Source organism: Rhodococcus sp. 06-470-2 (assembly GCF_002258235.1).
GTDB lineage: Bacteria > Actinomycetota > Actinomycetes > Mycobacteriales > Mycobacteriaceae > Rhodococcoides.
Genome location: NZ_NOYB01000010.1, coordinates 437,235 through 450,635, shown reverse-complemented (window position 1 = coordinate 450,635; position 13,401 = coordinate 437,235). Strand labels below are relative to the sequence as shown.

The window sequence follows — 13,401 nt, the reverse complement described above, 5'->3', positions numbered from 1 at the left end:
ACTCCAGGGTGAACGGCATCACATCACCAGATGCCCGGGGGAGAGGTTTCTATGCGTCGCCGAGCTTTCCGGCTGTCGTTCGTCGCGGTTCCGATTCTGGCGACGATGGCGGTGTTCGCACCGACCGCGAGCGCAGAACCACCATTGCCTCCCGCCCTCGCCGACGCCGTGGCCCGTGACCTCGGCCTGACTCCGCAACAATTTCTCGATCGTGCCGACGCGGCACGTCGACTGGCCGACTTCACCGATACGGTCGGTTCCGACGGGGTCGCGAGCGCGTGGCTGGACGCCGACGGACGCCCCGTCGTCGCGGTGGCGGACGGACCTACCCGCGCCGACGTGGCAGATGCCGCGTCCGCCAACGGCTTCGAGATCGATGCCTCGCCCCTCGTGATCCCGCAGGCCATGTTCGATGCCGTCCAGCCGCTGTGGGACCTGCTCCCCTTCGATCCGTCACCGACGGCAGGCCCGATCCGTGCGAGTTCGTATCTCGGCGGCGACAGCTTCCTCGCGGGCACACCGGCCGGCCTCGGACAACGTTGCTCCCTCGGATTCAATGCCGTCGACCCGACGCGCGGATCGGTGAACATCACTGCAGGCCACTGCAATCCGAGCACCACCGATACCGGCTCCGCAGCACTGACGGGCGCGTACCCGATGTACGGCAGTCTCGTGGGCTCGAAATTCGGAACGTTCTACCGAACGAGCCAGTCGCGCAACGACTACGCCTTGATCGACATCGACGACGCAAACGTCGCCGAATTCGAGAGCAACGCAGTGCGAGTCCCCGGAGCTGACCCGCTGCATGTCACCGGCACGGTCGACCCGATCGTCGGCGCACCGGTCTGCAAGTCCGGATCCAGAACCGGATTCAGTTGCGGCACAATTCTTTCCACCGGCCTGCAGGTGGCACTGGGAGACAACGTCCTGGACCGCAGTTTCTCCACCTCGATCTGCGCGCTACGCGGCGACAGCGGCGGCCCCGTCGTCAGCGGCACCCTCGCCGTCGGCATCGCCAATGCGTCGAACGTGGGAGACCAGCCCTCCTGCGAGATCGCGACCGTCGTCAGCATGCTGCAGGGTCAGCGACCCGAGCTGTTCGCCACCCCCATCAACGACGTACTCGCAGAGAACCCCGGTCTGACCATCCGCACCTCGTAGGCGTCCACCCGGACAAACACACCCGCGCTCCGTATGATCCGACGAGTCCATCGCTGCGAGGCGCATTGTCGCGCTCGAACAGTGCACCCGTTCGACTGCTGAGGCGGAACCTTCCATGACCGAACTGCTGTCCGTCGGATTCACACTCTTCGGCTACGCCTACACCATCGTCGTCGAGGCCATCTCGCTCGCCACCATCCACGGAGCCTGAACGATTCGAAAACGAGAAGCCCGCACTCCTCGTGAGGAGTGCGGGCTTCTGCGAAGAGATGCTTACTTGGCCCAGACCGTGGTGCCCGGTGCCGCGTTCAACGTGTTGATCAAGTCGATACCGGCAACGACGAGAGTGGGACCGCCGGCGACGATCGTGCCGACGACGCCACCGATGCCTGCACCGGTCACGACGGCCGGGATGACTGCGGGGCCGCCGATAATGCCGATGAGCCCCAAGCCAGCTCCGATTATGGTGCCGGTGAGCCCACCGACCGCGGTCGCAATACCGAGCTGCGACGAGAAGTTCTGCTGTGCCCTGAGGTTCTCCTCGGGCGAGGCGACGGTCGTCGCGCCGATGCTGCGCGAGTTGGCCGATGCCTTCGTGAAGTCGAGGTTCGGAACCAGACGCAGGGTCTTGCCGTTGTCGTCGACGTTCTGCTCGTAGGGGAAGTTGAGTCCGCCGAGGTTGAACGAGAGCGGAAGCGTCACGAGGGTGTTGTCGGCGGCGTCGAGGACGTCGACCGTCTTGCCGTCGTCGGCGACCTTGAAGACGCCTGCATCGATGGTGGTGACGATCGTGCGATCTTCGAGGTCGACGGTGTAGTTGGTGTCACCGGGGGCTGTTTCCTCGGCGGGCTGCGCGTACGCGGTTCCGCTGGCCAGGCCCATCGCGACTGCGACGAGGGCCGATGTGACGGCCAGTTTGCGAAGTTTCATGTGGAGTTCAGTTCCGTTTCTGTGCAGTGGGTGCTTGGCAGTTCCGCTAGGCAACCGTCAAACGCAAAGTCACCCCGATGACGCGTCTGAGACTTGTGGTGCGCACGAAATTGTAGCGTACAAATCGGACCGATCGTTGTTCTTCTGAAACCGCCCCGACCTCCACCACTTGTTCACTGTCACAGTCGGATTGGCCGCCTGCGCAGCATCGACATACGTGAACTCCATCGAAGTCGCTGCAATCTGACGCAGCCCCCGACACTGGAGCGCAACCAGTACTCGGCGTCGGTTTCCGCCGGATACCGATACGACGACTCCCCGCCAAGTAAGGACTGCCTTTGCGAGAACACCTCGACGGCCTACGCATACGGTGATCTGCGAGACAACCTACTGACGAGTTCAGCCCACCCGTCGGACGGCCTCATTTGCGCACCAACCAGCATCGCTTCACCCGGCGATGCTAAGTTACCCATCAGTACAGCGGAATTACTACTGACGAGTAACATAGACCGGAATCCAGCTCGACGGGCTGAACCCGCGGTAGCCCTCCAGCTGCCACCTTTAGCGAAAGGCCGCGACATGAACGCCCTGACGATCACGTTGGGCACAGTCGGTGCTCTGCTCAGCCTCGTGTGTTGGTACGTCTTCATTCGCGGGGGCCTGCGGATGTTCAACATCGTGCGACTGGGCCAGCCGGCACCCGACCGCTGGCGACCGATAGTCCCTCGCTTCAAGCAGATGGTCGTCGAGTTCCTGGCTCACACCAAGATGGTCAAGTTCCGCACCGTCGGCTGGGCGCACTGGCTGGTCATGATCGGCTTCATGCTCGGTGCCATCGTCTGGTTCGAGGCCTACGGCCAGACGTTCAACCCCGAGTTCCACTGGCCCATCGTCGGTGACACCGCGGCCTACCACCTCATCGACGAGCTGCTCGGACTCGGCACCGTCATCGGCATCACCACGCTGATCATCATTCGCCAGCTCAACCACCCGCGTAAGCCCGAGCGCCAGTCGCGCTTCGCCGGCTCCGGGTTCAAGGCCGCCTACTTCGTCGAGGCCGTCGTGCTCATCGAGGGCCTGGGCATGGTGTTCGTCAAGGCGGGCAAGATCGCCACCTACGGACACTCGAACCCGTACACCGACTTCTTCACGATGCGCCTGGCCGAGCTCCTGCCGGCCAACTCGAACATGGTCTCGGTGTTCGCGTTCATCAAGCTGATGTCCGGCATGATCTGGCTCTACATCGTCGGCTCGCGCATCAACTGGGGTATCGCGTGGCACCGCTTCACCGCGTTCCCCAACATCTACTTCAAGCGCATGGACGACGGCACCGTCGCACTCGGACCGGCCAAGCCGATGATGTCCGGCGGCAAGGTCCTCGAGATGGAAGAGGCCGACCCCGACGTCGACGCGTTCGGCGCAGGCAAGATCGAGGACTTCAGCTGGAAGGGCTGGCTCGACTTCACCACGTGCACCGAGTGCGGCCGCTGCCAGTCGCAGTGCCCCGCCTGGAACACCGGCAAGCCCCTCTCCCCCAAGCTGCTGATCATGTCGCTGCGCGACCACAGCCACGCCAAGGCCCCGTACCTGCTGGCCGGCGGCAAGAAGGACATGGCGGGCGACGAGGTCGGACTCGTCGACGCCGAGGGCAACGTCGATCAGAAGGCGCTCGACGCCATCCCGCAGAACGCTCGTGACGAAGCCGATCGCAAGCTCGTCGCCGACGCCATCGAGGGCGGCATCATCGATCCCGAGGTGCTGTGGAGCTGCACCACCTGCGGTGCGTGCGTCGAGCAGTGCCCGGTGGACATCGAGCACGTCGACCACATCATCGACATGCGCCGCTACCAGGTGCTGATCGAATCGGAGTTCCCGTCCGAGCTCGCAGGTCTGTTCAAGAACCTGGAGAACAAGGGCAACCCGTGGGGCCAGAACTCCAAGGACCGGCTCAACTGGATCAACGAGATGGACTTCGACATCCCGGTCTTCGGCCAGGACGCCGATTCGTTCCAGGACTACGAGTACCTCTTCTGGGTCGGCTGCGCCGGTGCCTACGAGGACCGCGCCAAGAAGACCACCAAGGCCGTCGCCGAGCTGCTCGCCACTGCAGGCGTGAAGTTCCTGGTGCTCGGTGCCGACGAGACCTGCACCGGTGACTCCGCTCGCCGCGCAGGCAACGAATTCCTGTTCCAGCAGCTCGCCATGCAGAACATCGAGACGCTGAACAACGTCTTCGAGGGTGTCGAGCAGAACAAGCGCAAGATCGTCGTCACCTGCGCCCACTGCTTCAACGCACTCGGCAACGAGTACCCGCAGGTCGGCGGCGACTACGAGGTGGTCCACCACACCCAGCTGCTCAACCGACTCGTGCGGCAGAAGAAGCTGATCCCGGTGGCCTCGGTCAGCCAGGACATCACCTACCACGACCCGTGCTACCTGGGCCGTCACAACAAGGTGTACGACGCCCCGCGTGAGCTCATGGCGGCGTCGGGCTCCAACCTCAAGGAGATGCCGCGTCACGGTGAGCGGTCCATGTGCTGTGGTGCCGGTGGCGCACGCATGTGGATGGAAGAGAACATCGGCAAGCGCATCAACATCGACCGGGTCGACGAGGCACTGGCGACCAACCCCAAGAAGATCGCCACGGGTTGCCCGTTCTGCCGCGTCATGCTCACCGACGGTGTCACCGCACGTCAGGAAGGCGGCGCACACGAGGGCGTCGAGGTCGTCGACGTCGCACAGTTGATGCTCGAGTCGATCACCCGCGTCGAGTCCTCGGTGCTGGCCGAGAACATCAAGGTCATCCCCCGCGAGCGCACTCCTCAGGAGGAGCTGGCAACGGAGAATGCCGCCGAGGTCGAAGAGGCCGAGCGGATCGCACCCGTCGAGGAACCGGCCGAGGCGAAGTCCGCTCCGGCAGCTCCGGCTCCCAAGGCCGGCGGACTGAAGATGAAGGGTCTGGCCAAGGCTCCGGGAGCCAAGGCACCCGGTTCCGCTGCACCGGCCGACAGCGCCGACGCAGAACCCGCCGCCAAGCCCAAGGGTCTCGGCATGGCCGGCGGCAAGGCACCCGGCGGCAAGGGCCTGCAGATGAAGGGCAAGGCACCCGGCGCGAAGGCGGCTGCACCTGCACCTGCCGAGACTCCCGCGGCGGCCGAAGCACCTGCCACCGCAGAGACCTCGGAGTCGACTCCGTCGGTCAAGCCCAAGGGTCTGGCCGTGAAGTCGGGCTTCAAGAAGCCGGGTGCCAAGGCACCGGGTAAGCCCGCCGAAGCCCCTACTGCCGAGGCCACGGCGTCGGAGGCACCCGCCACCGAGGCTTCAACCGAATCCAAGCCGACCGTCCAGCCCAAGGGCCTGGCCGTGAAGTCCGGATTCAAGAAGCCGGGCGCCAAGGCACCGGGTAAGCCTGCTGCCGAAGCTCCTGCTGCTGAGGCTCCCGAGTCCGAGGCTCCTACTGCAGCGGCTCCTGCTGCCCAGGCTCCTACTGCCGAGGCGAAAGCGTCAGAGGCATCCGCCACCGAGGCCGCAACCGAATCCAAGCCGACCATCCAGCCCAAGGGCCTGGCCGTGAAATCCGGATTCAAGAAACCGGGCGCACGCACGCCCGGTGCGGCCGCAGCGACACCCGCCGAGCCGGAGACTGCAGAGCCCGAGAAGGCCGAGCCGACCGAGGAAGCCGCTGCACCCGAGGCCCCGAAGTCCGAGGCACCGGCAGCAGAGGCACCGAAGGCGGAGGCGTCGGACGCTGCGGGTGAATCCGACGATCGCACTCCGCCCAAGCCGAAGGCCGGTGGACTCGGATTCGCTCCGGGGGCAAAGGTTCCGGGTCGCCGGAAGTAACTTCACACCCTTTTCACCGACTGCGCGCCCTTGCTCACCTCAGAGCAGGGGCGCGCAGTCGTCAGTAAGGGTGTGAGGTCCACTTCTACGAGTTATCCACAGGCACACCGGTTATCCACAATCTGCCGAGTGGGGGTTGTCGAAAGCGATTGCGCCCGAGAGCATTCGTTCATGACCCGCATCGTCTCGCGATCCGACGCACTCTCCCGTGGCATTTCCGACGCAGAGTTGCAGCGCTACTGCCGAACGCGAGCGTGGCGTCGACTCCGTCCAGGACGGTTCGTCAGCAGAGACGAATTCGACGCACTGCCCAGGGAAGACAAGCATCGGGTCATCGCCGAGGCGGTGTTCGACGCGACCATCGCTCCCGATGCCGTGGTCAGCCATGTGAGCGCAGCGATATTCCATGGTCTCGACGTGTGGAATGCTGACCTGAGCCGGGTGCACATCACCCGCAATCGTGCCCGGGGCGGCGGTCGTAGCAGTGCCGTTCGAGCAGTGCACACCTCGCCGTACACCGACGAAGAGATCGTCGACCTCGGCGGCGTGCGTGTCACCGGTCCGGCGCGCACGGTTGCCGATTGTGCTCGCACGCTTCCGTTCGAGACGGCCGTCTGCATCGCGGACTTCGCTGCGAGAAACCGCGGGCTCACCTCCGAAGATGTTGTTGCAGCGCTAGATTCATGTCCGAACCATCCAGGCAACCGGATGGCGCGTCGAGTCGCGGAATTCATGGACGGCCGGTCCGAGAGTGTCGGGGAGTCACGTGCCCGAGTAGTGCTGCATCAGCTGGGCTACACACCGCAGCTGCAGGTGCCGATCACGGACTCCCGCGGTTTCGTCGGGCGCGTGGATTTCGATCTGCCCGACCTCGAGACCGTTGTCGAATTCGACGGCAAGGTGAAGTACGGACGCTACGTGCCCGAAGGGAAGTCTGCGGCCGATGTGTTGTGGGACGAGAAGCGTCGCGAGGATCGCATTCGCGCAACCGGCCGCCAGGTGGTGCGCATCGCCTGGTCGGATCTCGATCACCCCGAGCTCGTCGATCGGATGATCCGCGACGCTGCCGACAGAGCCGCACGAGGCAACCTGGGCAACCGAGCGACCGTTCTACCGACCGCTCGCCCCTCGTCGCGTCGAAACACGGGCGCGCACCCTGCACAAGCGGTGTGAGGTTGCCGAGCACCCCCCTCGAAAGTGCCCGAATCGGACACCGTGAGTATGGTCGGACCCGAAGGCGTACCGACAAGTAGGGAGCAGGCATGACCGACGACGCGGACAAGCTCTTTCGCCGCTACGACGAGTGGTGGACGGCGTTGACCCCCGACGACCGAGCGCACGTCGAGCAGTGCTGCGAGTCCGGCCGCACCGACGAGCGCCTCTGTGCCCTCATCCTCGAGAACGACGGCCCGTCCAAGGCAGCGTTCGAGGTGGGCAGCAGGTTGTCCGAGGGCAACAGCAAGTACTGCGCCATCCCCAGCGCGCTCCTCGAATTTCTGGAAGCGAAGCGCGCGCACCCACCACTCAGCTAGCGGGACGCCACAACTGCAGCTCCGGGATTCCGGGCGGAGTGAAGCCCATCACCTGGCCGTAGAAGGACAGTTCTGATTCCCGCGCGTTCACCTGCGTTTCCAGTTTGCGGAATCCGTGCGACTCGCCCGCATAGGCCAGGTAGGCGTGCGGAATTCCCTTCTTCACCATGGCATCTCGGAACCGCTCGGCCTGCGACGGCGGCACGATCGGATCGTCGAGCCCCTGCAACAACAGCACCGGGCAGGACAGTCCGTCGACGTTGTTGACCGGCGCGCGGGTGCGGTACAGGTCGATTGCCTCGGGCAGAGGTCCGATGAGCCCGTCGATGTAGCGGGACTCGAAGTCGTGGGTCTCGGCGACGAACAACTCCAGCTCGGCGACGCCGAAGTACGATGCACCGCAGGCGAACACGTCGGAAGATGTCAGCGCGGCCAACACCGTCCAACCACCTGCGGACCCGCCTTCGATGGCCAACCGGAGTGGGTCTGCGAGCCCGCTGTCGGCTAGCCCCTGCACCGCGGCGATGGTGTCTTCGACGTCGACCACTCCCCACTGCCCGCGCAGCCGGTTGCGGTATTCGCGGCCGTATCCACTCGACCCGCCGTAGTTCACATCGACGACGCCGATGCCGCGGCTGGTGAAGTAGGCGAACAACGGGTTCAGAGCAGGGGCGACGTGCGCTGTCGGGCCGCCGTGAACGAACGCGACGTACGGCGGCAGTTCACCGTCCAAGCCCTCGTACGACGGGTTGCGCGGCGCGTAGGTGATGGCGTGCACCTCACGGTTTGGCCCCTGGAATGTCACCTGACGTCCCTCGGGCAGGTATGCGCTGTCGGGTACGGATTCGAAACCCGAACGTACCGAGGTCAGGTCGCCGGATTCCAGGTCGAGGGCGAACAACCCCGCTGCCACCCTGGCTCCACTGCACTTGAGGAGCACCGTCGACCCGGCGCGCCCACCGAGCCCCACCGAGGTCACACCGTCGAGCGTGATGTCCTCCAGTGCCCCGGAGGCAGGATCGAGCACCGCCAACGTGTCGGTGCCGACGGTGCGCACGGTGAGCAGCTTCCCGTCGTCCAGCACCGAATACCAGATCGACCCCAACCGCCACAGCGGAGCCCCGAAGTCGGCGTCGAGCGTCACCAGCGGAGTCACCGAACCGTCGAGCGTGACCGAATACAGGTTCCACCAACCACTTCGATCGCTGATGACGTACAGCGATTCGTCGTCGATCCATTCCGGCTGCATCACCGATTCCTCGGTCGAACCGAGCAGCACCGTCCAGGACGACGGATCGGCCAGCGAAGCCACGCGCAATTCTGTTCCGTCCCAGGGCATCTGCGGATGGTTCCAGGCGATCCAGGCAATTCGGGTGCCGTCGGGCGAGAGTCTCGGGAACGCAAGGAAGTCCGAGCCCGCCACCAGCGAACGCACCCCACCGCCGCCGAGATCGATGGCCACGATGTCTCGCGACACCGCGCCTGCGTCGTGCATCTCACGAACTGCGATCACGTCGGTGCCGACCACCGAGAGATCGCCGTACCGGATGGCCGACGCCACAGCAGGTTTCGGAGTCAGCGGTACCGGTGCCCCGCCTGGGGTGAGTCGGTAGACGCGTTGATCGGAGAACTCGGCGAACACCAGGTCTCCGTCTGCCGTCGCGGTCCAGGCTCCCCCGCCGTATTCGTGGACGCGGGTGCGGGCGTTGAACGGTGCGGGCAGAATGGGCTGCACTTCGCCGTCGACATAGCGGCAGATGGCCGTCCTGCCCTGCTCGGCGGGCCGCAGTTCCGACCACCAGATCTCGCTGCCTACGAAGCAACCACCCTCGACGGGGTGGCCCGCCGAGGACAGATCTGCTGCGGTGATGGGTGAGGGCCAGGATCCGAAGGCGAGTGCGGTCACCCCGACCACCCTAGTGAACTGACGCGCACGTAACGCAGTGTTCACCGGCTCTTCAACCGTGACCCGGATGATGGGAGGCAAGTAATACGAGGGGGAACACCATGCGCCGGACCACTACCCATTCGGTGGACCACGAGATTCTGACATTCGGCCGAACCTGGCGTGGGTACGGCGGTGGCAGCGACGAGGACATCTACGTGGCATTCGGCGTCGACGCGCGTACCTACTTCCAGCGACTGCGTCGCATACTGGATTCGCCGGTCGCCGAGGAGCTGACGCCGGACGAACGGGCCGCGATCGCCGACATCTGCCGGTTGCGACTCGCCTGAGCCACCCCTACACCGGCGTCAAGAGCTCCGGGCTGTTGTTCTTCACGCTGTTCACCGCGGTACTCACCTCGTAGGGCTCGAGCCGTGGTTCCGGGATCGCGGCCAACAGGTCTCGCACGTCACCGAGGTCCGTCACCGCAGGGTCGAGCCAACTCGCGCGCAGATCCGGCGGGAGCACGACGGGCGAGCGATCGTGGATGTGGCCGAGCGCATCGGCGGCAGGCGAGGTGAGCACGGTGACCGACCAGACCCAACGTGCTTCGTCGTCCTCGGCCTTGGTGGGGTCTCGCCACAGCTCGTACAACCCGGCCATCGCGAGCACGCCGTCCTGGTGCAAGAAGTACGGCACCTTCGCGCCGTCGCGCTTCTCCCACTCGTAGTACCCGTCGGCAGGGACGATGCATCGTCGACGGCTTGCCGCCTTCTTGAACGACGGCTTCTCGGTGATGGTCTCGGATCTGGCGTTGATCAGTCGGGAACCGATTTTCGCGTCCTTCGCCCACGACGGAATCAGGCCCCACCGCACCGACCGCAGTTGCCGCACGGCGTCGGCCTCGGGTTCGTCCTTCGGCGACCGTTCGAGCACTGTCCGCACCGTCTGTGTGGGGGCCACGTTGTACGACGGTGGCACCTCCGCACCGACGGTCTCGGCGATGTCGAACACCGCCTGCAGGTCGCTGTCACTCCGGGTACTGGCATACCGTCCGCACATGGAACGAGATTGTTCCACCCGGCACCGACAACGCGCTCGAACAACCCCGCGCGAAACAACCTCGTGGAAACCGATACCGCCCACCTGGCACGATGTGACGGGTGACCACTCCGCAGATCCACTCCCAGCCGCGTTATCGCACGTTGCAGCAATCGACCAAGCTGCAGAACGTGCTGTACGAGATCCGCGGACCGGTACACGCCCATGCCGCCCGGCTCGAGGCCGAGGGGCATCGCATCCTCAAGCTCAACATCGGCAATCCGGCACCGTTCGGATTCGAGGCCCCCGACGTGATCGTTCGGGACATGATCGCGGCGCTGCCGGTGGCCCAGGGGTACTCGGAGTCCAAGGGCATTCTGTCGGCGCGACGGGCCATCGTGACGCGCTACGAGCTCGAACCGGGTTTCCCCGAGCTCGACGTCGACGACATCTATCTGGGCAACGGAGTCTCCGAGCTCATCACGATGACGATGCAGGCGTTGCTCGACGACGGTGACGAGGTCTTGATCCCGGCCCCGGACTATCCGCTGTGGACGGCGATGACGACGCTGTCCGGTGGCAAGGCCGTGCACTACATGTGCGACGAGGAGAACGGGTGGAATCCCGATCTGGCGGACATCGAGTCCAAGATCACCCCGAAGACCGTCGCACTGCTGGTGATCAACCCGAACAATCCGACCGGCGCGGTGTACTCGAAAGAGGTACTGCAAGGCATCGTCGATCTGGCGCGCAAGCACCAGCTGCTGTTGCTCGCCGACGAGATCTACGACCGGATCCTCTACGACGACGCAGAGCACACCTCGCTGGCGAGCCTGGCTCCCGACCTGCTGTGCCTGACGTACAACGGCCTGTCCAAGGCGTATCGGGTGGCCGGGTACCGCGCCGGATGGCTGGCGATCACCGGACCGAAGGCCCACGCCGCAGGTTTCATCGAGGGCATCGACCTCCTCGCGTCGACGCGACTGTGCCCCAATGTGCCTGCGCAACATGCCATTCAGGTCGCACTCGGCGGATATCAGAGTATCGAGGATCTGATCCTGCCCGGCGGCCGACTGCTCGAGCAGCGCGACGTCGCGTGGGAGAAGCTCAACGCGATCCACGGCGTCTCGTGCGTCAAACCGCGGGGTGCACTCTATGCGTTCCCGCGACTCGATCCCGAAGTCCACGAGATCTACGACGACGAGAAGCTCGTCCAGGATCTGCTGCTGCAGGAGAAGATCCTGGTGGTTCAGGGCACCGGATTCAACTGGCCCGGCCACGATCACGTGCGCATCGTCACGCTGCCGTGGGCACGAGATCTGGCCGTGGCAATCGAGAGGTTCGGCAATTTCCTCGCGTCGTACAAGCAGTGAGACACGAAGTTACCGAAAAGTAGTTGAAAGTGATGCACAAAACATCGGGGCGATCCCGCCTGAACGACGAATGATCTGTACATTGGCGGACGGCACTTCGGTGCCCGCGAGCCCTGGTCGTACCCCTCCCCCCCCGGGTCGGTCAGGTGGTGGCGGGGGACGCCCCCCCTGCTCCCCGCCACCGAGCTCCTCGCATCGGCCACTAGCCTGACACCGTGGAATCACACGGCAGTCCTTCCGACGGCAGTAAACCGAGCCTCGGATCTCATGTGGGTCATGGTCACGGCCACAGCGACTCACCGGTGCCGTTGGGACCGGTGGCGGCCAAGGTGGTCGTCGGACTGCTGGTCGCCATAGCCATCGCCGTGATCGGCGGGGCCGTCGCTCTGTGGCCCAGCCAGCAGAGCATCGACATCCCGCTGCCGTTCCAGACCGCAGGCGGTGGCGCGGTGTCCACCGAGGCAGGCACCATCACCTCGCAGAGCATCGGGCCGTGCGGAAGTCCCGACGCAGGCCGGGCGTTCACCGGCGACCCGACGCCTGCGGTCAACGACTCGTACGAATGTCAGCGCAGCATCGTCGACATCACCACCGGTGCCGACGCAGGCAAGCGCACGGTACTCGAGATCGCGCCCGGGCCCGGCCAACCGAGCCTGAGCGCCGGTGAGGACATCCGGCTGGTCGTGCAGACCGACCCCGCCGGTGGAGTCCGCTACTCCTTCAACGACTACTCCCGCGGACTGCCGCTGGCGCTGATCGTCGGCGTGTTCGCCGTGGTCATCTGCGTCGTCGCGCGCTGGCGGGGATTCCGTGCACTGGTCGGGCTGCTCATCGCGTTCGCCGTGCTGGTGGTGTTCATGCTGCCCGCCCTGCTCGACGGTGCACCCGCCATTCCGGTCGCCCTCGTCGCCGGGGCGGTGATCCTCTACGCCGTGCTGTATCTGGCGCACGGGGTGAATCTGCGCACCAGCTCGGCGCTGCTGGGCACTCTGACCTCCATGGCGGTGGCGGCGGTGCTGTCCTACGTCGCCATCCGTATGACCCACCTGACCGGGTTGTCCGAGGAACAGAACACCGCCGTACAGACGTACATCGGCAACGTCAGCGTCACCGGCCTGCTGTTGGCCGGCTTCATCATCGGCTCGCTCGGAGTGCTCAACGACGTGACGATCACGCAGGCCTCGGCCGCCTTCGAGCTCGCCTCGGTGGACGAGACGGCGTCGCGGCGCGAGATCTTCACCGCCACGATGCGGGTGGGGCGTGACCACATCGCCAGCACGGTCTACACGCTCGTGCTCGCCTATGCCGGTGGCGCGCTGCCGCTGCTGCTGCTCTTCAGCGTCGCCGACCGGTCCATCCAGGACGTACTCACCGGCGATTCGGTGGCCATCGAGATCGTTCGGTCCGCGGTGGGCGGTGTGGCGCTGGCGTTGTCGGTTCCGCTGACCACGGCGATCGCTGTGCTGTTGGCGCGGCCGATCACCGTCGCAGGAACCTCGAACCGAGCAGAGCGCCGGGCCGCGGTACCTACCCGCAAGACCCGGCGCTCCGGCCGCCACAGTGCGTAGAGCGGCTTCGCCCCATGTGAGCAGAAGTTCGTAGTGGGCTACGAATTTCCGTGCACGTGCGGCGCAGC

10 protein-coding genes are annotated in these 13,401 nt (G+C 65.3%); 7 read left to right on the top strand and 3 right to left on the bottom strand.

The window, feature by feature from the left end:
* Positions 1-51: 51 nt before the first annotated feature.
* Positions 52-1,161, top strand: coding sequence for a S1 family peptidase (locus CH276_RS05550; RefSeq protein ID WP_094630289.1), 1,110 nt, complete (start codon positions 52-54; stop codon positions 1,159-1,161).
* 273 nt (positions 1,162-1,434) lie between these two features.
* On the opposite strand, the gene CH276_RS05545 is transcribed toward CH276_RS05550, so the two are convergent.
* Entirely contained in the window at positions 1,435-2,091 is a 657-nt protein-coding gene (locus CH276_RS05545; protein WP_045196887.1) for a hypothetical protein, read from the bottom strand.
* 579 nt (positions 2,092-2,670) lie between these two features.
* Between CH276_RS05545 and CH276_RS05540 the strand changes: the two genes are divergently transcribed.
* The 3 genes from CH276_RS05540 (at position 2,671) to CH276_RS05530 (ending at position 7,466) form a co-directional block, all read left to right on the top strand.
* Complete coding sequence (locus CH276_RS05540) at positions 2,671-5,934, top strand: (Fe-S)-binding protein (RefSeq protein WP_094630288.1); 3,264 nt, start codon at positions 2,671-2,673, stop codon at positions 5,932-5,934.
* Positions 5,935-6,105: 171 nt separating this feature from the next.
* Positions 6,106-7,107, top strand: coding sequence for a hypothetical protein (locus CH276_RS05535; RefSeq protein ID WP_094630287.1), 1,002 nt, complete (start codon positions 6,106-6,108; stop codon positions 7,105-7,107).
* An 89-nt stretch (positions 7,108-7,196) separates the two neighbouring features.
* Entirely contained in the window at positions 7,197-7,466 is a 270-nt protein-coding gene (locus CH276_RS05530) for a hypothetical protein (protein WP_032396085.1), read from the top strand.
* Here CH276_RS05530 and CH276_RS05525 read toward each other — a convergent pair.
* Entirely contained in the window at positions 7,459-9,372 is a 1,914-nt protein-coding gene (locus tag CH276_RS05525; protein WP_094630628.1) for a dipeptidyl-peptidase 5, read from the bottom strand. The two genes, CH276_RS05530 and CH276_RS05525, sit on opposite strands and share 8 nt — an antisense overlap.
* A gap of 101 nt (positions 9,373-9,473) precedes the next feature.
* On the opposite strand from CH276_RS05525, the gene CH276_RS05520 reads away from it, so the two are divergent.
* Positions 9,474-9,701: a DUF3263 domain-containing protein gene (locus tag CH276_RS05520; RefSeq protein WP_032396086.1), complete on the top strand. Its 228-nt coding sequence runs from the start codon at positions 9,474-9,476 to the stop codon at positions 9,699-9,701.
* A gap of 7 nt (positions 9,702-9,708) precedes the next feature.
* On the opposite strand, the gene CH276_RS05515 is transcribed toward CH276_RS05520, so the two are convergent.
* Positions 9,709-10,413 (bottom strand): SOS response-associated peptidase, encoded by a 705-nt coding sequence (locus tag CH276_RS05515; protein ID WP_032396367.1) that lies wholly within the window; start codon positions 10,411-10,413, stop codon positions 9,709-9,711.
* A gap of 101 nt (positions 10,414-10,514) precedes the next feature.
* Here CH276_RS05515 and CH276_RS05510 point away from each other — a divergent pair, with 101 nt between their 5' ends.
* Both CH276_RS05510 and CH276_RS05505 read left to right on the top strand, forming a co-directional pair.
* The gene (locus CH276_RS05510; RefSeq protein ID WP_032396087.1) at positions 10,515-11,765 is read left to right on the top strand and encodes a pyridoxal phosphate-dependent aminotransferase; all 1,251 of its coding nucleotides are present in this window, start codon (positions 10,515-10,517) and stop codon (positions 11,763-11,765) included.
* 215 nt (positions 11,766-11,980) lie between these two features.
* A complete protein-coding gene (locus tag CH276_RS05505) occupies positions 11,981-13,333 on the top strand; it encodes a YibE/F family protein (protein WP_094630286.1) in 1,353 nt (450 codons plus the stop codon).
* The last annotated feature ends 68 nt before the right edge of the window (positions 13,334-13,401 follow it).